Raw genomic sequence first — 20,807 nt, forward strand, 5'->3', positions numbered from 1 at the left:
ATGCAGTGCAGTAAAATTGTTTAACAATCGCCTCAGAATGCTGATCATTCAAGTATTTTGATACTATAATCCCTGTTTATTAAGGATTATCATGTGTTTGATCATAATAACCATAATATATATTGTATAAACTTAAGTGTTCGGATTTATAACCTTATCAACCCCTGCTCAAAACGAGACTTACATATAGCTTTTTTCAAGCCCACTATATGTTTTCTCACACGCCATAAAGTCTGCAGTTTCTTTAAAAACTGGTAATTGAAGTTTTGGCGGAAAATCCTCAATTACTGGCTGATAAAACTTAAGAAACTGAATACAATGGGTAAATTCATGAAAAATATGATATTTAACGTAATCACTCTACTGTCATTAAGAAAGAAAGACATATTTGAAGCTGAAGATTTTAAAAGCTCCTTATACTGAAGGTAGTTGTTATTAACTGTCAATCCAGTTCAAGTTTTGGTAGATCAAAGTCATATACTTTTTCAAAACCCAGCAAGTTAGTTCCCATTCTCCAGCATAAAAATAAGGAAACTTACATAATCGTTAACTTGAATATCAAAAAACCTACAGCATCTTTTTAAAGCATTGTTGGTAGTGTCTTCAATATCTTTTAGTTTCTCATCTTTAAGATTTTTATGAAGTACCTTTACTGTTAAATTACTTCTCTCAACATTATAAATATATTTATCAGAAAGAACTTTACTTATTTCAGCTTCAAGTTTATCTCTAGGCCAATAATTTGGCTCACTCTAGGGCTAAAGAATTCTTTAATGCTGCTAAAAAGGCCCATATAACCTCGTACTGCAAGTATACTCATTATAGAATGATACACGATTGCTGTCAAGAAGTATATCTAACTCAAACTATATAACTACCTGCAAAAATTGCGAGTGGTCCAGTAGACTTCTTGCGTAACTCAAACTCAGCAGAAAAAAGGCAATTTACTTATCTGTAGCTAACGCAGACTAGACGTTATACCGCCGCGGCACCAATAAGCAGCTGTTGTCAGTAAATTTTCAGCTACAAATATTTAAGAAATCCACCAAGTAAGAAAAAGACAAAAGAAGCCCTAGTTAATATCTATTTAAAAACACTAGCGTTTTTTTATGTTTTAAATACTTAGTAATCGCGACTTAGTTGTTTTTTATTGCAACTAACCTTTAGTCATAAATGTTTTAGAAATTTACTAGGCAAAAAAAAGGCAAAAGATATATTATGGTGATAGTATTTACTCTCTAATCCTGCAAATTAGTATATTATACTGTCCTAAACGCTTTATAAGCGAGTTTCAACTTATATAGGTAAAAAATTAGAAATATTGTGAAGACATAAGGTACATATAGTGCAAAAAATTAAACATAAGATGCTAACTATATAACACTTTATTATTTTAATCTGCACAGATTGAAGGTAACTTAATACCTCCAGTATCGGGATAAGGGGGCTAGCGAGGTTTGTCAGGTAGTTTTTGCACTTAATCCTTTCTATATATGCTAAAAAAACTAGACACTAGCTAGCCACTTGGATGACAGCTATAATGGTTGTACTTAGATGAGTAGGTAATGCAGGAAGTCTAGCTTCTAATATACTGCCTCAGAATATTGAAATAAGGAATTGATTTATTAATCTTAGTTAGTACTTTTATCGATATTGTTATATTAAAATAGTAATATAATAATTCTTTTTATTAAAAAATTATATAAAACTATATTTATATTAAGAAGTTACTCGAAATTAACTCGAATACACAGAAGTTAAAGAAGCAATAGATTCTAACCCCAAAACGCAGGGTTGATCGAGGATAACGGAGTTGCTTATGGACTTAGCTATCAAGATAACAGCAATGGAAGCAGCAAGGTAAAATTACTTACCAGCCCTTTATCTTAACCAAAAAAATACAAGTGTGATACAAGTATCAACATAGCAAATGAACTCAAAGACCAACTAACCTTACATTAATAGAAGATTCAGCCGAAATAGATAAAGTTGTGGTTATCTTTCTCGAAGAAGGGAAAAAATACATCAAAGGTTTAATGTTGGACACTTACAAAATTAAGCAGTCAACCAATGCTCCTTCAGTTGAAGGTTTAGGTAAAGCTAAACTAAAAAAAATATCAATAGTAGCAGTCTTGCAAATAAAGGCAGTAATTCCTCTAACCAAAGGCAGTTAAGGGTGATAATGCAATATTATTGTAATTGCCCATAATTTAAAGACCAAACTTTAGTCTCTTAGTATTTAAAATCAGACAAGAATGGAAAATTTAAAGTATCAGATAGAAAAAATAAGATTATAGAAAGGAAATTGTTCAAGTTTAACATCCGCGGCGGGGTAAATTGCATTAAACGAAAATACAATGCTCTATTCACAAGTGAGGAAAAGAATTATTGGGAATTAAGAAGTAAGAAAACGCACATTTTTAAATTTAATGTGGCTGAAGTAATTAAGGATCTGAAGGATGAAAAAGGAGTTAACGACTTTTTACTTGGTAATAGAAACGGTCAAATAAATAAAACGTCATCTTTCCCTAGTGAACATGAAATAAGCTTTTTACAGTACGCGAAGCAAACTAAAGACAAAGATCTAGTTGCTTTTCTTGAAAACTACCAATCAACTAACAAGCAGAGGTACGTATAGTAACTATATTTAAAAATGGATCAATATTGAACTTTCTTGATTATGAATTTGAAGATTATGTAGGGCAATTGTACATTAAAGATAGTGGCCAAGACAATTTTACTATAACCGCAATCAGTGGGAAAATATCATAATTTTTAGTCATAAAAACTCTGAAAAACATTAACAAGGTAATAATAATACCAACAAATAGTATTAAAGTTCTCAGCAATTTTGTTAGTATCATTAACGGTCAATTTACGCACAGCATTATTTCCAGCATTACCTTTGCCCCTATAAACTAATACAGAGAAAGTTGAGACTTCTACGAAAACGCCAACCACTGCAATTACTGATACAATAAAAGCTGACGCTGTAGAGGCTACTTAGCCTTCAACAACAGAATTAACAACTTAAACAAGTACTGAAAAGTCTACAACAATGGAACCTATAACAGTAGCTGTTACCTCACAAACAACAACAGTAACTGAACAAGTAACAACGTCAACTCACGTTTCAATAACAAATTTAGAGGAAACTACACAAACATTATTTACTATACCAAGTACTAGAAGAATAAAAGAATCAACAACTCCTATATTTATTACGACTTTATTTCCTTAATCCATCCCTTCTATACAACCGCTTGACGTGTATAGCAGGTAAACCTAATGAGGCAAGTTGGATCTGTATTTGGAGCAGTAAGTTTTATTGGAATAATAAGGAGGATTTATAGTATACAAATACGTAAAAGAATACCGCCATTGCAATACCATTCTTGTATCAGAATTAGCTAATTTGGATTATGAAAATCAATCACATTCAAATAGCAATAAGGAATTTTTTATCAGTAACAGCAGAACAAGCAGTCCTGAAATAGTGCTAAATGGCATATCAGTAGAAAGCAGTAGCCAATTAAGCAGTTCATCACCTGTAAGCAGTAGAAGTTTAGAGTCTAGAAGATTATCTTGTGACAGCAATGATATATCAGGACATCATCTCTAGCTATCGCTTGATGTTTAATAGCATACCATTGACTAGTAGGGAAATTATTTTACTTTCATGATTTTCATGTTAAAATATAATTTCTAGGTGAAATAAGTAGCTGCTGTTGTGTGGTAAACACAGCAGAGGAAAGTCCGGGCTCCAAGGAAAAATAGTGACGGGTAACACCCGCCGGAGGTAACTCCAGTTATAGGACTACAGAAAATTACCGCCTAAATATTCTTAGGTAAGGGTGAAAAGGTGTGGTAAGAGCACACCATAGCAATGGCAACATTGGTAGTCAAGTAACCAACATTAGGAGCAAGATTAAATAAGAGTAGACTTTATGTTTTCTTCATATCTACTCGGGTAAATCGCATGCAGTAAATGGTAACATTTACTCTAGATAAATAGCTACATAAACAGAACTCGGCTTATATTTCACCTAGACATTCATATAAACATAGGTCACGCTATACTTAAAAACATGCAAGCACTTTATGCATTGTCCTTAACCTGTTCTGCTTGATAGTCACTACTATTTTCCCCTACATTAATACTGGAATACTCTTCCTCATCAACATACTCTTTCAGGACATAACCCCTGCCCCAAACGGTTTCTATGTGGCTTTTTCCATCATTTGCACTTTCAAGTTTCTTGCGCAATTTGCACATAAAGACATCAACTATCTTATTATCTGAAGGTTCATCTAAGCCGTTATAAAGATGATCTAAAAACATTTCTTTTGTTAATACTGTTCCTTTACGTAACGCTAGCAATTCTATCATAGAATATTCTTTATTAGTAAGGTGAACTGTTTTACCTTTTACCTCAACAACCCTGTGATCAAAATTGATGTTTATATTACCAATCTTTATCACTGACTCAGGATGGCCTTTAGTACGACGTACTATTGCTTTTATTCGAGCAAGTAGCTCACTCTTATGAAATGGTTTAGTTAAGTAGTCATCAGCACCGTACCCAAGTCCCTTAGCTTTATGATTAACAGCAGATATACATGAAAGTATCAAGACAGGAACTTTAATCTTTGCACTTCTTAACCTTAACAGTATATCATACCCATCAATATCACCAGGTAAGTGTATATCTAGAATAACTAGGTCATAGTGATCTCCATTTGAGGAAACCATATTGTTGTTGTAGTCTTGCGCAGAAGTTACAACATCACAAAAGTGCCCATCAGAAGTCAAAGCGTTAACTACAGTCTTTGCACTGACTTGATCATCTTCAATTAGTAATATACGCATATTTTACACCCCGTAAATAATTTATAATTTTAGTAATATATATAACTAAGGAAAGTAACAAATCAAACTTTTATTGATAAACGGCCAAAATTACTAACAGTAAACATATCATTTCAAAATTATATCAACAGATCTAAAATATAATAGATATAATATATATCATAAAAATAACACTGTTTTTAGTAAACATTGAACTAAAGTTGTTGCTATTAAAAGAATACTTAGGTTAATAAATATTTAACTATCTTATAACCTATATTATATTTTTAATTTACTTATTCTGCTATTCTAAAGTATAAGTAATACTTTCCAGGAACACTGTGTGACAATATCAATTTTAGGTGCTGGTGCATGGGGTACAGCAATTGCAAATTCACTGAGTGGTAAGCAAAATGTAATTCTATGGACTCACAATAAAACCACATTTGAATCAATTAGCAGAACAAGAGAAAGCGACAAATTATTAGGCTGTCAAATTCCTGAAAACGTATCAGTAAAATTGGCTATTAAAGAAACAGTTAACGCTTCAGCAATGATTTTTGCTGTTCCTACTCAGTCTCTTAGGAAAGTATGTCAGCAATTACACGATTGTAACTTAAAAAAAGATGTAGCAATAATTTTAGCCTGTAAAGGGATAGAAAAATCTACATTAAAACTACCAAGTGAAATAGTAAATGAAGTTTTACCTAACAATCCGGTTGCTATTTTTTCAGGTCCAAGTTTCGCTATAGAAGTTGCAAAAAAATTACCATATTCAATGGTTCTTGCATGTCAAGATGACACATTAGGTTCAAAGCTAATATCAGAACTACAGCAGGAAAACATAAAATTGCACTTCAGTAGCGATGTTGTAGGAGTACAGATCTGCGCAGCACTAAAGAACGTTTTTGCTATAGCATGTGGAATTGTTCTGGGTAAAAAACTTGGATTTAATGCCCACGCAGCACTGGTAACAAAAAGCATGAATGAAGTAAAGACCTTATATCTAGCAAAAACAGATAGCGTTAGTATAGACATAGATACGCTACTTGGACCTGCATGTCTGGGTGACCTAATTATGACATGTACATCCTTAAATTCAAGAAACCTGTCCTTTGGGTTTAAAATAGGTAGTAGTAACAATAGCTTTGATGCTCAGCAGACTCTGTCAGAGGGTAAGTCAGTGATTGAAGGTTTTAGTACCGCTCAATCTGCATTTAATTTAGCAGAGAAACTAAAGATAAAAATGCCTATATGTGAAGCAGTATATAGATTATTGTATGAAAGTGCATCTATAGAGGATACTATTTCCGTTTTTGTAGGTTAATTTTATAGTTTTGTGTACTGTGAAATTTTTATATAAATTGATATCAACATGGTGGCTATCTGGGACAGTAAAAAAAATGCCAGGCACTGTAGGCAGCTTAGCTGCTTACCCAATTGTTCTCCTAGTACTAAGTGACAAAATTTTAGGTGCAGCAATTATCCTTTTCTTATTCTTAATCGGATTGTGGTCCACAGATAATTATATAAAACATTACCAGACTTCACATGATCCAAAGGAGGTAGTGATTGATGAAGTAGTTGGTCAATTTCTGACAATATTTCTAATTTCAGTATTGCTAAACCAAGAGGTGAGTTGCCCTTTATTGCTGTTGTGCTTTCTTTTCTTTAGGTTTTTTGATATAATAAAAACGTGGCCTATAAATTTGATTGATAAAAATATCAAAGGTCCTCTAGGCATTATGCTGGATGATATTATAGCTGCAATTTTAGCCTGTGTTCCTATAGGGGCTTTTTATTGTCTATTGTCTGTGTATGCGGGATAAGAAAATTTACTATTCAAGCTTAGTTATTCAAAATCTAAAGGATTATATACTTTATGCAGCAAATTTATCTAAGTGGGAAGTGCATGACAAATTCGATAATGTTACATTCACAATAAATGGTACTAGAGAGTCATTATTCAATTTTGTGTTTTGTGAAGACCAATGTACTGAGCTTTCTGTACAAAAAACTTTAGATTATCTTAGAGCAAGAAATATAGAAGCAACATGGGTAATGAATTCGCATACAAAGACACAGGGCATTTTAGAAAAGTGTGGAATAAAACACGTCAGCACACCAAAAAAAGTTTTACTTAACATGAAAAATTACTTCTTGCCCGCTGATGTTGTTCCAGGCTTAAAGTTGAACGCTGTAACTAGTAGCAACCTCTTAAAACAGCTAGATTCATATACTTCTAAGATTTTTCACCACAGTATTGGAATTGTTAGCACATTTTTTCGCGGATTATCAAATTATGATGATAAAAACTCAGGATTAAGATTTTTTCTTGTAACACTAAACGATGAAATTATTGGAACATGCGGCTTTTATATTCAAGACAGCGTAGCCGGTTTTTACAGTGATGGAGTTTTGCCAATTTATAGAAATCGTGGGATAGGTACACAAATGGTTTTAGATAGAATCAAAATAATTCAGCAGCTTGAATGCAAACATGTAGTAGCACATTGCATGAAACCTTCTGTCAACCTTTATAAGAGATTGGGTTTTCAGATATTAGGCAATCTTTACTTGTACACTTCTTCAGCGTAACTTAACATACCCTTACCAAGAGGTTATAAATTTTTACGTCTGTTTTAAAGGTACTATGTTTTTTCTGTACGAAGTAGTTTTATTGTTAATTTTAATATTATTCTTTCTTTCTTATTCTAAATTGAAAGTGGATAATAAAATTAAGAGCCTACAACACCAAAATATTATAATAAATAATTTAATTGATACTGTAGATGATGGGTTTTACATTTGGGATGCAAAAAAACGCATAGAAAAATTTTCTCCTAACTTATTAATTTTACTTAATACTGTTTTTTACTCATTCAATGAGTTCGTAAACTTTTTTGAGCAATCGGAAAGCTTAATTAAAAATTTCACCGAAGCAAAGGAAATAAATAAATCTTTCACTTTGGATTTAAAGTCAAAAGACGGTGAAGTTTATTGTATGTGTTATGGTAGAAGCATAATAGACGATTTTAACAAAGTGATTGGTGTGCTGTTGTGGATAAGAAATATCTCAGACTACAAGATAAAAGCCAATGCACTTGAGTTAGAAAATAATAAGCTCACACAAGAAATAGAGAATTATAGAAATATTTTCAACTCTTTGCCGTTTCCAATACTAAAATATGATGAAAATAAAAAAGTAAAGTTTCATAATTTGTTTTATGATAAATATATAAACAGTTCTCAGAGATTGGCTGTCATTAGCAGCGTCTACAACACAAAATTAGGAAAGCATGTGATCACTTGTAAAAATGAACGCAAGATCTTTGATTTTATTAAAATTCCAATACGAAGTTCCGGCAGTATGGTAATGTATGGAAAAGATATCAGTGATGCAGAGGGGTTACGTGCTGAATTAGATAGTTATCTAGCTACACAGAAAAATTTACTTGAGGAGCTACCAATTGCTATCGCAATATATAGTAAGAATCAAAAACTAAAGTTTTACAATAACGCTTTTGTAAAAACCTTTCAGTTTGACGCAAAATTTTTAGTATCTTATCCAACTTATTATGAAGTCATGCTTTATCTATTCGAACCTAAAAAGCTTTTAGAAAAAGAAGATTTCCAAACCATTAGTAACCAAAGGCATGAGTTGTTTAAAAAACTATTTGGGCCACATAATGATACGATCCATCTCACAAATGGAAAAGTATTCAGAATACTAACGATACCCTATGCTTCAGAAGGCTTGCTCTTTGCATACAAAGAGTACAAAAGATAAAATTTAAAATCCTTTTCTCTCTACCATAAGCTGTTTTATTTTCGCTATTGCTTTTGCTGGATTAAGCCCTTTAGGGCAGGTTTTTGTGCAACTCATTATTGTATGACAACGATACAACTTAAATGGGTCATTTAAGGCATCAAGTCTTTCATCTGTTTTATTATCACGACTATCAGCAATCCATCTGTAAGCTTGTAATAGTATTGCTGGTCCTAAAAATTTATCATTATTCCACCAATAGTTTGGACAACCAGTCGAGCAGCAAGCACATAATATACAATCAGAAAGGCCATCCAGTTTTTTTCTATCTTCAGGAGATTGCGAATATTCTTGATTTAGCAGGTTAGGCTTATCTGCCTGTAACCAAGGATTAACTGACTTATATTGCTCATAAAATTGGCTCAAGTCTGAAACTAGATCTTTTATTACATACATATGAGGTAATGGATATATTTTTACATCACCCTTTATATCTGGTATAGATTTAGTACATGCAAGAGTATTGGTCCCATCAATATTCATAGCACAAGACCCACATATTCCTTCTCTGCAAGAACGTCTAAAAGTTAAGGTAGGATCTATTTCATCCTTTATTTTTATCAATGCATCAAGCACCATAGAGCCACAATTATCCATATCAATGAAAAACGTGTCTACTCTAGGATTTTTTTTGTCATCAGCAGACCAACGGTAAATTTGAAATCTCCTAACATTTTTCGCTTTAGTAGGAGCAGGGTAAACCTTGCCCTTTTTATTAATTTTAGAATTTTTTGGCAAAAAAAACTGAACCATATTGCTTATCTTTTATCATCTATAGCTAAAAACCCTTTTGCTCTGTAGATAACATATTTTAACATCATCCACTATATTTTTATTAAATCCCTTTTAAATTGCACACATATTGTATCCAAGCGAAGCTAAAATCTTACCTTCCAGATTTTTCATTACAACTTCCTCACCTTTTTTCTGGTGATCATAGCCAAGTAAATGCAATAACCCATGCACTAACATATGTGCAACATGAGCTGGAATGGGTATATGATACTCATCTGATTCTTTTCTTACTGTGTCTATTGAAATAGCTATGTCTCCTAAGTCGCATTCACTAGATAATTGTTCACACGGAAATGATAGCACATTAGTTGGCTTATTCATCTGTCTAAATCTTAAATTAAGTTGATGCAGCAAATTATCATCAGCAAGAGCGATTGATATATTCGGTTTATATTGGTCTATTTTCAACTCTTTGAGAGAGGCATTTATAATGTTCAATGTAAAGCCCTTTGGATCTTCTACAATGCTGTACCACTTCTTATCAAGAATATTCACTTCTAACATGAGTAATATACCAAGAAAGATATTACACACTGGAACGACATCATTTGGAAACTGAAATGACAAGTATTACACATCACTCATTTTTATTATTTCATTCCACTCAACTTCTGAGACTGGAAAAATTAATAAGCGTGTTTGTTTTAAAATGACCATGTTTTTTAAAGCGGATTTCTTTTTATATCGCTTAAAGTTACTTGGTTAAGTAAAGGCTTAGAAAATTTCACATCTATCAACCCAAACCCAGAACCATTAACATGATAGTGTTCTTTAAATACTTCAACTACTCCAAATATCACTTTCTCTTTACCTGTATGATAAAAAAATGCAAAATCACCTAATTTCATAGTTTTCATACAATTTTGATGTTGATAGTTGCATATACCACTTCACCTGACTACCTGCTCTCTTTTCATCTTTGCCATGAATAATTTACTTGGCTTTGACTTAAGTAGCCAAAATTGCATTACTTCTTTCTTCTTAAATAAGCTGGTATATCATAGATATTGCTGCTCCACTTAACTCCTTCACTTACTTGTTCAGCTTGTTTTGCCTCTGGAAGTAGAGTTTGGCTGTAAGACCACTCGAACTTTTTCTCCTCTGAAGTCTCATCTTGATTTACAGATGAAGTTTCTTGCTTGTTATCATGAGTAACGCTACAATCAATGCCAGTTGCAAGAACAGAGACCCTCACTCTTCCTTCCATTGCTTGATCAAAGGTAGCACCAAATATTATATTTGCATTTTCGTCTACTTCTTCGCGCACTCTATTCGCCGCAGCATCAACCTCAAACAGAGTCATATCTCCACCGCCGGTAATATTAATCAATATTCCTTGCGCCCCTTTCATTGACACATTATCAAGCAAAGGATTAGATATCGCAGCTTCTGCAGCACTGATAGCTCTATCTTCTCCCTCTGCCTCCCCAGTACCAATCATTGCTTTACCCATTTCGCTCATTACTGTTTCTATATCAGCAAAATCAAGATTAATGAGCCCTGGCATAACCATTAAGTCAGTCACCCCTCTAATGCCAATATGCAGTACGTTGTCAGCAAGTTTAAACGCATCAGAGAATGTAGTTTTTTCATTAGCAACCCTAAATAAGTTTTGGTTTGGAATGACAATAAGCGTATCTACGTATTTTTGTAATTCTTCAAGCCCAAGTTCCGCAATACGCATACGGCGCACACCTTCAAAGCCAAATGGTTTGGTTACAACTCCAACAGTCAATATCTTTTTTTCTTTTGACGCTTTATCCTTAACTCCAGCTCTTGCCTCTCTTGTTGCTTTTGCAATTACTGGTGCTGCGCCTGTTCCAGTGCCACCACCCATCCCTGCCGTGATGAAAAGCATATGGCTATCTTTTATATGCTCCATAATCTCATCGATTGACTCTTCTGCTGCACCCTTGCCAACATCAGGCAAAGCACCAGCACCAAGACCCTTAGTTAAATTAATACCTAACTGAATTTTCTTATCACATAATGATTTTTCTAGTGCTTGAGCATCGGTATTTGCTACAACAAAATTCACTCCTTGCAAATTAGACTGGATCATGTTGTTTACAGCATTCCCACCAGCACCGCCCACTCCCACAACGGTGATTCTTGGATATAATACGGGTAGCTCTGGCAAACTAAGGTCAATTGACATTTAAATTACTCAAAATTTAGTGAATTCACTTGATAATAAGTTACTACCTTTTTAACAACATGCAAACACTTTTCATCCCTACAGACATAAATAGTAAACGGATTTACTTATTTTTAACATTTATACTAATATTTATAATCAATTAATAAATGGTGAATATTAAACAAGCAGTATTACTCAACAGTCTGCATCTTTTTCTATATAAGATATTATAGCTAAAATAGCTTAGCATAACCTTTAGCTATGAATACTAAGAAACTTACTAAGATGAAAAAAAGGTAAAAAAACTAGAGTAGCTAGTTACTAACTCTTTATTCTAAATTGACATCGAATGATGTCTTACAACACTTTATAAGTGCATCTCAGCTTGTATAGGTAAAAACCTAAAATTTCATAAAGATATAAGGTACACATAGTGCAAAAAATTAAATAATAGTAGACTAAACAGAAGATCTTCCTATCATTTTAATCTGCACAGATTGGGAAATTATATAAAACAGCTTCACTATCGTGGTAAGAGAAATAGCAAAGCTTGTCAAGTAGTTTTTTGCACTTTTATGAGCTACTTGAATTTCTGAAACCCAATGCCTATGCAGTTACTGTATTACCCCAAGTGATGCAAAAAATAGAAAATATTTAGAAGAAAAAGGGACAGAGACCTATCCCTTTTCACTGAAAGTTGCACTAATCTACGCAGGCGTTTTTTCTTCCTCTGTTGAGATTTTAAATATTTCCTTAAGCTCACCTATCTTGCTCGCTGGTTTTTCATCTTTAAGCAACTCGCGTACTTTCTCAATTTGGCTTGCTTTACTGCTGTTCATCCATGCATATATAGGCGCAGCTATTAAAGCCACCACTGAAGCAGCAACGATTAAACCAGTAACTAGTGGATGAGCAACTGCAAGTGCAGGCAATCCAGTAATAGCAGGGTTAACAAGCGTTGCAATTTTTGCTCCAGCTACACCAATAAAAGCTGTATAAGCTGGGCTCAAAAAGTAAGCGGCTGTAAGCGCTACCACTGAAAGTGTACCAAGAATAACCACAGCTGTTTTGTATGGATGATGGCATACGTATTGCCAATTCGCGTCAGCAATTCCTTTAGTTGTACTCCAAAATCCTCTATCAGAATCCTTATATCCTTTTTCATTAGCTTTAATAAAGGAATCATTTTCTAAAATATTTACTGTCATAATTCTACTCCTTAAATAGAATGTTAAATTTTTATTTATAATGGTAATATAATAAGAAAAACCCCCCTGTCAAGTATATTAGCTTGTTAATATACTCTTATTCTATAATTTAGCGCTTCAGCAATATGTGCTCTTTTTACCTTCTCACTTTTCGCAAGACCTACAATGGTTCTTGCAACTCTTAATATGCGTGTGTAGCCTCGATTGGAAATGTAGTTTTCTTTCAGCACGTATTTTAGCAATTCTAGTCCCGCTTGATTCGATTTGGTAAATTTATTTAATGTTTCATTACTTACTTCTGAATTGCAACAAATATTTAACCCACTATAGTGCTCAGGTTGAATTTTCTTACTGCCATTACTTTTTTCTTATACTGTCACAGTACTTTCTCCCCTAGGTAAGTTTTAGGAGAAAGTATGTTAATATTAGAACTTCAATGCACGTATCTATTCTATTAAGCATGGTTTTGATATTCTGTTTTTATAATCCGTGCCGCATTTCGTGGTTCTATTGCATGATCTACTTGTGCTTTCTAAGTAACCACACATATCTGCAGGGGTCCATTGCAGCGATTAGTTAAAAACGCGCTGTATAAGTAATGTGAGCGTTCACCCTTGAAATCTTAGCTTTTCTATCTTCAAGTGGTTGACGTAGAGAGTCGAGCACAAGTCTCAGAAACCCCAGTAATTCGTCAAGGAACAATATTCCATTATGAGTCATGGTGATTTCTCTAGGCTTTGCATTTTTTCCTTCTCTTATCATTGCAGGTATTGAACATGAATGATGAGGTTCACGAAAGGAACTAGTTATTTTTAATATCTCATTATCAACCTGCGTTATGCTAAAAATGATGTTTACATCAATCATCACCTGCTCAGTCAAGTCAGGCAGCAGTCCTATAAACCGTTTAGCAAGTATTGACTTTCCAGTACCGGAAGGTCTAATAAGAAGCATATTGCGCTACCTGCTGCTGCAATTTCAGCTGCCCTTTTTACCACAACTTGGCCTTTGATATCCTTCATATCAGGAATCGATTTCTTTTCTTTTGGTTTACTAAAAATCACTGGTTTAATTAACTGCTCACCCTTAAAATGCCTGATGATATTGGTTAATTTTTCTATAGCCAAAACTGAAACACTCTTTACCCACGAAGCCTCTACTCCATTTCCCCTAGGGCAAATTACTCCTTTATTTTTCCCTTGCATTAATTACCGCCAGCAAAACTCTGAAACTGAGATACCCTTGCCATTAAAGGCAAGCTCACCCATAATGATATAAGACTGAATTTCTTCAACTGGTATAATATACATTATAACAAGCAGTCTAACAGCAATAGTTAAGTTATAGTGACTGCCTTCTTTCAGCAAATCTACATAGGAAAAATTGACTGTGACTCTTTTAGGATATAGCAGTAGATTAATTAATTTAATACTGCTTTGATGTGCTCCTTAAACTCCGCAATGGTTTTATCTGGCAATCAACAATATTAAAGGCAGAAATACCATTTGCCATGGAATTTGCGCATTAACATTTACTACGTTAATCCCCTGAAGCGCGACAGTATTTATATTTGTAATCACAACATATTCTATAAAGTTATTAATATAATCTATTAAAGGAATTATAAAGCAAAGTTCACATATTTTGAACTCACATACTTGGGCTGTCATTAGACTTTTTGCATAGTTTTTGGTAATGCATTGGATGAAACGAGAAACTGACTTGACAAGTGTCAACAACCTTATTACTATAGCACCAAAGGTATTTTTGATCACAATTTGTTTTTGGCCTGCAGGTTCAATAACAAAATTCAGTAAAAAAACTCAGGTGTTTATTGGCGGGTTATATCAAATTATTACAGCTACACGTCCTTTAAATTTTTCTAAACTCAGCCAAGTTGCGTTTAAACTAAGCGTCAGCAAACTATCACAGTGCCAGCTAAAATTATTATAGGGGTCAAAAAAAACTTGTCACCCGTGGGGTTTTTACCTTTTTTCCCATTTCATACAAAATACCAAAAATCATTTATACATTTAAAAATTGACCAGCATTAAAAATGATAACAAATTCCTACCTTCAAAACTGTACATGGTAATACCAACTGTGCCAATTAGATATGGAGCTATCTCATAATCAACACCGATCTTAAGTTTGTATGAGATAACATTCTGCAGCTATTAATTGCAGCGCTCGACTAGCCAGATTCACTCTCACTTGTGTAGATTCATCTTTACCTGTAGATCCATCTCTACTTTTAGAACTAGGATCACTTGCAGATTTAGGCTTGCTTGGACTTAATACCAGATTACCAATGACAAAATTAGGCGCGAGCTGGATATGTCCATCCAAGCTTCCACTAACATATAGTTTAATAGGATTAATATTAAGATCAGTATAAAAACAGTAATTTGCCAATAAGCTAGCTCCTATCATCCTATTTTTATCAGTGATGTTATTAATATGTAGGAGAACCTCAAGTTCAAATTTAGAGTTCTTATCATGATGATAATTAAAAAAAATACTAGGTTTTCATCATAAAGCTATTATCCCAGCTAGCACCAAAGTTTAAGCCATAGTACTGACCTTCTAAATCAGCTACCACAACATTAGCTGCACTCGCTAAAGATAAAGTGAGCAATACAACTAAAACACATAATCTCTTCATTTTTATACAACTCTTCATACAAAAAAAATATATAATGCATAAGTATACATCTCTTATATTAAAAAAGATATAGTCAAGAAATTAAATAAACTATTCAGATTTTTTATGTAACTATATTTACTATCTTATTTGAAACAGCATATACAGCGCGAACTTTACTTTGATCGACCCTATTAGATACAGAATTTATTGCTATTTGCTTCAATTCTTCTTGATGCAAATTAATTGCCACCTCAATTGTTGCACGCAATTTTCCATTAATTTGCACTGCCACAGTCACCACATCATCAATCAGTAGTGACTTGGCAGCTTTTGGCCAAGGTTGCAGATATAGCATACCTTCACCTCCTATTTCCCGCCATAAGCTCTCAGCCAGGTGTGGTATAAACGGTTCAACTACTCTGATTAGTATACATATACCCTCATTGATGAGAGATTTTCCAGTTTTTACATCTATTTCAGCTATTAAATTTGTCATCTCACGAAATTTTGCCACTACACAGTTCAACCTGCAGTTTTCTAAGTCATCTGTAAGTCCGTGTAAGAGCTTATGTATTTTTTTTCTATATCCTAGAAACTTACCTGTAACATTTTTATCTGGTATCATTCCAGCATGTGACAACATGTCTTCTTTCTGGATCTCAGTGTCAGCTACTTGTTTGACGGGGGATTGATTTAGAATGACGACAGGCTTGAATTGCATTACCATACGCCATAATTTATTTATATAGCGAGAACAACCTTCTACGCCGTCATTAGACCATTCCATATCTTTCTCCGGAGGAGTGTCAGACAGCACAAACAAGCGAGCAGTATCAGCACCATACTTCTCTATGATAAAATTTGGGTCAACTGTATTCTTTTTTGATTTACTCATCTTCTCAACTTTTCCGACTTGAATCTTAGCACCTTGTGTTATCAATCTTTTTGCTTCTTCAGGAAACAGCCATTTACCATTCTTGTCTTTGTAAGTTACATGGCAGACCATTCCCTGAGTGATTAAAGTAGAGAAAGGTTCCTTAACATTAAAATAGCCACATTTGGTCAAAGCACGACAGAAAAATCGTGAGTAAAGCAGATGCAAGATCGCATGTTCTATCCCACCTATATAATAATCAACAGGCATAAAACGATTACATGCATTCTTATCGATGGATTTATTTTCACTACAAAATGCAGCAAAATACCATGAAGACTCAAAAAAGGTGTCGAACGTATCAGTTTCACGCTCTGCTTGCTCTTTGCATTTTGGACAATTAACAAACTTCCAAGTTGGATGTTTATCCAGCGGATTACCGCCACTTGTAAAGTCTACATCTGTTGGTAGAGTCACAGGAAGATCTTCTTCTGGCACTGGAACAGTACCACAATTTTTACAATATATAACAGGTATAGGGCATCCCCAATAACGCTGTCTTGAAACTCCCCAATCATGCAAACGATAGTTTATTGTTTTCTTACCTATTCCTTTTTCTTCAAGCTTTTCAACTATTACTTTCCTCGCTTCACTGACCGTTAATCCGTTTAAGAACTCAGAGTTAAACATTATACTATTATTAGTATACTCTTCATTTAGACCATCTGCCATCCTAGTAGCTTGACACTGGGATCCAGTATAAGAACCCTGATCACAAGCTGGAATGATACCCAAACGGGCTGAAGAAATAACCGGAATAATCGGCAAATCATATTCCTGTGCAAATTCAAAATCACGCTGATCATGTGCAGGGCACCCGAAAATCGCGCCTTCTCTATATTCCATCAATACAAAATTCGCTACGTAAAGCGGCAATTCCTTATCAAGAAATGGATGTTTGACGTTTAATCCAGTGTAAATTCCTACTTTTTCGTTATTTTTCCCCTGTATTTTTATGCTACTGATAAGGTCCTGTATTTCTTTGCTCATAAGATCTTGCACAATGGGATGTTCTATTGCCACTGCACAAAAAGAAGCTCCAAATAAAGTATGAGGGCAAGTTGTAAAAACCTTTAACTTCTTATTCAGGCCAACTATTTTAAACTCTATAGTCACTCCTTCAGACTTTCCTATCCAGCGATCTTGCATCATTTTGACTTTTTCTGGCCAATTCTCTAAGCCTTGCAAGCACTCAAGTAAATCTTCGGCAAAATCAGTAATCTTTAAAAACCATTGGGATAACTCACGCTTTTCAACAATTGCACCAGATCTCCACCCTTTTCCATCGACTACCTGTTCATTTGCAAGCACTGTTTGGTCTATTGGATCCCAGTTAACCCACGACTTTTTTCGATAGACAAGTCCCTGTTTTAAAAAATCCAGGAAAAACTTTTGTTCATGCTTGTAATAGTCAGCCTCACATGTAGAAAGTTCACGTTCCCAATTATAAGAAAGACCTATAGATTTCAATTGTGCACGCATATTATCTATATTCTCTTTTGTCCATGCTGCAGGGTTAACATTGTTATCTCTTGCTGCATTTTCAGCTGGTAATCCAAATGCGTCCCAACCAATTGGGTGCAAAACTTCAAATCCACAAGCTCTCTTGTAACGTGCTATCACATCTCCTATTACATAGTTGCGCAGGTGTCCCATATGAATTTTACCAGATGGATATGGGAACATTTCCAATACGTAACATTTCCCTTGTTCATTATTTTTGCCAATAGAAAAATCCCACCTATCTTGATAAAATTTTTCTACGTTTTTAAAGTCATATTTCATACAAACCCAAACCTAATCACAGCTCATATGCATCAAAGGATCGACTGCCTGGCCATTATGTCGTATTGTGAAGCACATCTGCGGGTCTTTATCTTGTGTACTTGACTTACCTGCAGACCCAATCACTTGACCTTGCTTTACTTTATCACCAATTTCAACGTGTATGTTCTTTAAATAGGAGTATACAGTCATGTAATTATCTTTGTGTTCCACTATAATCAAATTCCCATACCACCTCAGCCCTTTCCCTACATATATCACTTTGCCAGAAGCAGAAGCAACCACATTTGTTCCACCTTGAGCAGCGATTTTCACTCCATCTTTACACACCTCATCAGAAGGGGTAGCTGAAATAACAGTACCTTTTATTGGCATTACAAATTTACAACCTACCTTATTAACCGTTATATCCTGCACATTGTTATTATATACCTCACCTATGGCGACTTTTCTACTTCCTTTTTGTACCGAAGGATTAATATCCTCTCTAGTTAAATGATATTCTCTTATACATTCTAGGTCTCTCTTCCCATAAAATTCCTCGCCTTTAAGTAATACAAGTGCAGGTTTTTGTAGGCCACAACTTACTAATATTGCTGATAACACAAAGAACGAGGCTATATGCCACATAAACTTATTTAGACAGCTCAGACTATATTAAATAGCATACTTTTTAAGGTAATAAGATTTTTTTTGTTCACTGATTCTGGGCCACATCTTCATGAATTGGGCCACAAAATAAGCTCACCGCTTTTTGCAGATAAAACATAAACAATCATGCCTGCTTTTGAACTCGCTGCTTGAGTTTTCCCACCTGCTCTAATTCACTATTCAACAAAACTACCCTGCTGGGTATCGCTAATTGCTAAATGATCTATTACACTTACACAAACAAAAAAATTGTCAATATCTTTGGAGAGTGTATAAAGAGTTTTTCACAATCTTCTAATCAACAAGCTTTAGCTAAGATTCTATTGAGTCCATAAACCAGGGTTAAATATTCAATTTCCAGCTATATAAAGGGATTACACATTAAAGAAAGGTTAGTAGAAAAAGATTACGGGGTTCCAAAGAATACGCTGCTTCCAAAGGATCAAAATCATCTCTTCACAGCACTGTTTACCAATTAAAGCTATTGATGCTCTTCTTAAAGTGTAAGATAGACAAGGGATATTCTTTTCACTTAGCTAAAGAAATGGATACAGCGAAAAGTTTAACGATGTGATTTTTCAACATATCAAAGGTAATAAAAAAGTACACCTCTTTATACAAGCGAAACACAAACGAGAGAGAGTAACAGGAAAATTGAAGTAGGGAATTTGCTTATAGAAGATAAAAATGGTGAATTCCGATTAGAAAAGTATTTCGTTCTTCATCTACAAATTAAAAACGATCAAGATTTCACAGATGGTGACCTGGAAGATTTTATTATCTGTACTAATATTAGTTCTGATCTAGATCAGAATACAGTACAAGATATAATCAAAGAAAATGAAAGTGAAAACTTCAGGACCAAGTAAAGGAAGAGAAATTTCTGTTGAAGTAATAAACACTAGCGATGTCTTTTTTAAGGATAACAGTACAAGATATAAGGTTTTTTATGTTAATAAAAATATGATTTTAGTAATGAAACAGATATTAAAAAATGCTGTGGAAGGAACGATAGAAGAATTAGAAAAGGGAATAAAAAGACTTCAAAATAGATCGACCAAGCCCAAGAAAGAAATCGAAAAAAATCAAAGGTGGTAAAGTGAATTTAAGCAACTAATAAAAAAAAGGACAAGTTAGAAGATAATATAAAAGAAACTTTTACTAAATTAGTATTTGCAGTAAATCAACCTAATGAAATAGAACTAACAGAGATCATTTAAAATGAGCTAGGTGAGGAGTTTAATAACATTGATAAGCAGAATGTTTACGTTCATTTCAAGGAAGAAATGCTAAATTAGATAAAAGAAAAATAGGGATGTTTTTTAACACGCGAAAGCAGAGAAGAGTTTTTTAAAAAAGTAAAACAAGAAATTTTGAATCCTGATATTTTACTTGCTATATATGAAATGGCTGTAGTACTCAATTTCCAGGGAAAATATAAAGATGCATCAAAATACTTTGAAGAGGTGCTGATATACAAAGAAAAGAACTCGGAAGACAATTCTATTTCTTGTCGCGTTCTCAACCCAATACATAGGATGGCATAGCATTAAGTTACCAAGAAAAGTATGTGAGGAACGTTAGAAAAGTTCAAGAGGTGCTAGAGGAAAGAGAAAGAATCTTGGGCGATGATCATTGTGACACTGTAGAAACAAAGCGCATAATAGTTGAGATCACAGCTAAACTGCTGTGTAATTCATAGATATTATTCCAACGACAAAATATGTAAAATACACACATGAATAAATCAGAAAAAGCCCATTTAGGCTGGTTAAGTACAAAGGGACACATGACTTCACACAACTATAATGTAGATTGTGTTCAAAAAATGTTGAAGCAAGTATCCAGGTACTATCTCTTATGTTAAACAATTATTTCACTAAATTATGATTGAATAGTTGATTCTTTTTAAGAAGACCAAGAAAATGTGCTTTAAATTCCTCATCAATGCTAAAATTATAACTTTCAA

23 protein-coding genes, 1 other RNA gene and 1 pseudogene are annotated in these 20,807 nt (G+C 33.9%); 11 read left to right on the forward strand and 14 right to left on the reverse strand.

The window, feature by feature from the left end; all coding sequences use genetic code 11:
- Window positions 1-2,305: 2,305 nt before the first annotated feature.
- The 4 genes from WBM_RS05125 to rnpB all read left to right on the forward strand — a co-directional run bounded on the left by WBM_RS05125 (window position 2,306) and on the right by rnpB (window position 4,054).
- Window positions 2,306-2,638 (forward strand): hypothetical protein, encoded by a 333-nt coding sequence (locus WBM_RS05125; RefSeq protein ID WP_011256793.1) that lies wholly within the window; start codon window positions 2,306-2,308, stop codon window positions 2,636-2,638.
- A 420-nt stretch (window positions 2,639-3,058) separates the two neighbouring features.
- Complete coding sequence (locus WBM_RS05810; protein ID WP_136132010.1) at window positions 3,059-3,241, forward strand: hypothetical protein; 183 nt, start codon at window positions 3,059-3,061, stop codon at window positions 3,239-3,241.
- 174 nt (window positions 3,242-3,415) lie between these two features.
- The gene (locus tag WBM_RS05135; protein ID WP_050707674.1) at window positions 3,416-3,622 is read left to right on the forward strand and encodes a hypothetical protein; all 207 of its coding nucleotides are present in this window, start codon (window positions 3,416-3,418) and stop codon (window positions 3,620-3,622) included.
- An 83-nt stretch (window positions 3,623-3,705) separates the two neighbouring features.
- Window positions 3,706-4,054: RNase P RNA component class A (rnpB, locus tag WBM_RS05200), an RNA gene on the forward strand.
- A 45-nt stretch (window positions 4,055-4,099) separates the two neighbouring features.
- On the opposite strand, the gene WBM_RS03585 is transcribed toward rnpB, so the two are convergent.
- Window positions 4,100-4,870 carry a response regulator transcription factor gene (locus tag WBM_RS03585; RefSeq protein ID WP_011256794.1) on the reverse strand — a complete coding sequence of 257 codons (771 nt, stop codon included), beginning with the start codon at window positions 4,868-4,870 and terminating at the stop codon, window positions 4,100-4,102.
- A 322-nt stretch (window positions 4,871-5,192) separates the two neighbouring features.
- Between WBM_RS03585 and WBM_RS03590 the strand changes: the two genes are divergently transcribed.
- Genes WBM_RS03590 through WBM_RS03605 form a run of 4 tightly spaced genes read left to right on the forward strand, consistent with a single transcriptional unit; the run spans window position 5,193 to window position 8,639 of the window.
- The gene (locus WBM_RS03590; protein WP_011256795.1) at window positions 5,193-6,176 is read left to right on the forward strand and encodes an NAD(P)H-dependent glycerol-3-phosphate dehydrogenase; all 984 of its coding nucleotides are present in this window, start codon (window positions 5,193-5,195) and stop codon (window positions 6,174-6,176) included.
- Between the two features lie 19 nt (window positions 6,177-6,195).
- Entirely contained in the window at window positions 6,196-6,678 is a 483-nt protein-coding gene (locus WBM_RS03595) for a phosphatidylglycerophosphatase A family protein (protein ID WP_041571481.1), read from the forward strand.
- Complete coding sequence (locus WBM_RS03600; protein WP_041571482.1) at window positions 6,668-7,447, forward strand: GNAT family N-acetyltransferase; 780 nt, start codon at window positions 6,668-6,670, stop codon at window positions 7,445-7,447. Before WBM_RS03595 ends, WBM_RS03600 begins: the two co-directional genes overlap by 11 nt.
- Before the next feature lie 55 nt (window positions 7,448-7,502).
- Window positions 7,503-8,639, forward strand: a complete 1,137-nt coding sequence (locus tag WBM_RS03605) for a hypothetical protein (protein WP_011256797.1) — start codon at window positions 7,503-7,505, stop codon at window positions 8,637-8,639.
- Between the two features lie 3 nt (window positions 8,640-8,642).
- Here the strand turns inward: WBM_RS03605 and WBM_RS03610 are convergent, their stop codons facing one another.
- From WBM_RS03610 to WBM_RS03655, 13 genes and pseudogenes are all read right to left on the reverse strand, one after another.
- On the reverse strand, window positions 8,643-9,431 hold the full coding sequence (locus tag WBM_RS03610; protein WP_011256798.1) for a succinate dehydrogenase iron-sulfur subunit: 789 nt from the start codon (window positions 9,429-9,431) through the stop codon (window positions 8,643-8,645).
- Between the two features lie 93 nt (window positions 9,432-9,524).
- Entirely contained in the window at window positions 9,525-9,977 is a 453-nt protein-coding gene (ybeY, locus tag WBM_RS03615) for an rRNA maturation RNase YbeY (protein WP_041571483.1), read from the reverse strand.
- 66 nt (window positions 9,978-10,043) lie between these two features.
- Window positions 10,044-10,330 (reverse strand): annotated as a pseudogene (locus tag WBM_RS06515) (EVE domain-containing protein).
- A gap of 110 nt (window positions 10,331-10,440) precedes the next feature.
- Window positions 10,441-11,631 carry a cell division protein FtsZ gene (ftsZ, locus tag WBM_RS03625; protein WP_011256800.1) on the reverse strand — a complete coding sequence of 397 codons (1,191 nt, stop codon included), beginning with the start codon at window positions 11,629-11,631 and terminating at the stop codon, window positions 10,441-10,443.
- A 689-nt stretch (window positions 11,632-12,320) separates the two neighbouring features.
- Window positions 12,321-12,821, reverse strand: a complete 501-nt coding sequence (locus WBM_RS03630) for a hypothetical protein (RefSeq protein ID WP_011256801.1) — start codon at window positions 12,819-12,821, stop codon at window positions 12,321-12,323.
- Window positions 12,822-12,907: 86 nt separating this feature from the next.
- Window positions 12,908-13,165, reverse strand: a complete 258-nt coding sequence (locus WBM_RS06520; RefSeq protein ID WP_225416139.1) for a hypothetical protein — start codon at window positions 13,163-13,165, stop codon at window positions 12,908-12,910.
- Between the two features lie 232 nt (window positions 13,166-13,397).
- Window positions 13,398-13,775, reverse strand: coding sequence for an ATP-binding protein (locus tag WBM_RS06525; RefSeq protein WP_225416107.1), 378 nt, complete (start codon window positions 13,773-13,775; stop codon window positions 13,398-13,400).
- The gene (locus tag WBM_RS06530) at window positions 13,718-14,026 is read right to left on the reverse strand and encodes a hypothetical protein (RefSeq protein ID WP_167896069.1); all 309 of its coding nucleotides are present in this window, start codon (window positions 14,024-14,026) and stop codon (window positions 13,718-13,720) included. Before WBM_RS06530 ends, WBM_RS06525 begins: the two co-directional genes overlap by 58 nt.
- A gap of 3 nt (window positions 14,027-14,029) precedes the next feature.
- Entirely contained in the window at window positions 14,030-14,251 is a 222-nt protein-coding gene (locus WBM_RS06975; RefSeq protein WP_225416140.1) for a magnesium chelatase domain-containing protein, read from the reverse strand.
- Window positions 14,252-14,966: 715 nt separating this feature from the next.
- Window positions 14,967-15,236, reverse strand: coding sequence for a hypothetical protein (locus WBM_RS05140; protein WP_011256802.1), 270 nt, complete (start codon window positions 15,234-15,236; stop codon window positions 14,967-14,969).
- Between the two features lie 106 nt (window positions 15,237-15,342).
- Entirely contained in the window at window positions 15,343-15,486 is a 144-nt protein-coding gene (locus WBM_RS05815) for a hypothetical protein (protein ID WP_160119452.1), read from the reverse strand.
- 103 nt (window positions 15,487-15,589) lie between these two features.
- Window positions 15,590-18,187: a leucine--tRNA ligase gene (gene leuS, locus WBM_RS03650; RefSeq protein ID WP_011256803.1), complete on the reverse strand. Its 2,598-nt coding sequence runs from the start codon at window positions 18,185-18,187 to the stop codon at window positions 15,590-15,592.
- A 12-nt stretch (window positions 18,188-18,199) separates the two neighbouring features.
- Window positions 18,200-18,817, reverse strand: a complete 618-nt coding sequence (locus tag WBM_RS03655) for a murein hydrolase activator EnvC family protein (RefSeq protein WP_011256804.1) — start codon at window positions 18,815-18,817, stop codon at window positions 18,200-18,202.
- An 861-nt stretch (window positions 18,818-19,678) separates the two neighbouring features.
- Here WBM_RS03655 and WBM_RS03665 point away from each other — a divergent pair.
- From WBM_RS03665 to WBM_RS06760, 3 genes are all read left to right on the forward strand, one after another.
- Window positions 19,679-19,936: a hypothetical protein gene (locus WBM_RS03665; RefSeq protein WP_011256805.1), complete on the forward strand. Its 258-nt coding sequence runs from the start codon at window positions 19,679-19,681 to the stop codon at window positions 19,934-19,936.
- A gap of 275 nt (window positions 19,937-20,211) precedes the next feature.
- Window positions 20,212-20,385, forward strand: a complete 174-nt coding sequence (locus WBM_RS05820; RefSeq protein WP_136132011.1) for a tetratricopeptide repeat protein — start codon at window positions 20,212-20,214, stop codon at window positions 20,383-20,385.
- Between the two features lie 23 nt (window positions 20,386-20,408).
- Complete coding sequence (locus WBM_RS06760) at window positions 20,409-20,540, forward strand: hypothetical protein (protein WP_255324083.1); 132 nt, start codon at window positions 20,409-20,411, stop codon at window positions 20,538-20,540.
- Window positions 20,541-20,807 lie beyond the last annotated feature (267 nt).

It is taken from the genome of Wolbachia endosymbiont strain TRS of Brugia malayi, from assembly GCF_000008385.1.
In the GTDB taxonomy this organism is placed as follows: Bacteria; Pseudomonadota; Alphaproteobacteria; order Rickettsiales; family Anaplasmataceae; genus Wolbachia.

What these genes read in the sequence shown, in the direction of transcription:
- WBM_RS05810 (WP_136132010.1), top strand. Translation starts at nt 3,059, where the DNA reads ATGGAACCTATAACAGTAGCTGTTACCTCACAAACAACAACAGTAACT.
- WBM_RS03585 (WP_011256794.1), bottom strand. Translation starts at nt 4,870, where the DNA reads ATGCGTATATTACTAATTGAAGATGATCAAGTCAGTGCAAAGACTGTA.
- WBM_RS03600 (WP_041571482.1), top strand. Translation starts at nt 6,668, where the DNA reads ATGCGGGATAAGAAAATTTACTATTCAAGCTTAGTTATTCAAAATCTA.
- WBM_RS03605 (WP_011256797.1), top strand. Translation starts at nt 7,503, where the DNA reads ATGTTTTTTCTGTACGAAGTAGTTTTATTGTTAATTTTAATATTATTC.
- WBM_RS03610 (WP_011256798.1), bottom strand. Translation starts at nt 9,431, where the DNA reads ATGGTTCAGTTTTTTTTGCCAAAAAATTCTAAAATTAATAAAAAGGGC.
- ybeY (WP_041571483.1), bottom strand. Translation starts at nt 9,977, where the DNA reads ATGTTAGAAGTGAATATTCTTGATAAGAAGTGGTACAGCATTGTAGAA.
- ftsZ (WP_011256800.1), bottom strand. Translation starts at nt 11,631, where the DNA reads ATGTCAATTGACCTTAGTTTGCCAGAGCTACCCGTATTATATCCAAGA.
- WBM_RS03630 (WP_011256801.1), bottom strand. Translation starts at nt 12,821, where the DNA reads ATGACAGTAAATATTTTAGAAAATGATTCCTTTATTAAAGCTAATGAA.
- WBM_RS06525 (WP_225416107.1), bottom strand. Translation starts at nt 13,775, where the DNA reads ATGCTTCTTATTAGACCTTCCGGTACTGGAAAGTCAATACTTGCTAAA.
- WBM_RS06530 (WP_167896069.1), bottom strand. Translation starts at nt 14,026, where the DNA reads ATGCAAGGGAAAAATAAAGGAGTAATTTGCCCTAGGGGAAATGGAGTA.
- WBM_RS05815 (WP_160119452.1), bottom strand. Translation starts at nt 15,486, where the DNA reads ATGAAGAGATTATGTGTTTTAGTTGTATTGCTCACTTTATCTTTAGCG.
- leuS (WP_011256803.1), bottom strand. Translation starts at nt 18,187, where the DNA reads ATGAAATATGACTTTAAAAACGTAGAAAAATTTTATCAAGATAGGTGG.
- WBM_RS03655 (WP_011256804.1), bottom strand. Translation starts at nt 18,817, where the DNA reads ATGTGGCATATAGCCTCGTTCTTTGTGTTATCAGCAATATTAGTAAGT.
- WBM_RS03665 (WP_011256805.1), top strand. Translation starts at nt 19,679, where the DNA reads ATGAAAGTGAAAACTTCAGGACCAAGTAAAGGAAGAGAAATTTCTGTT.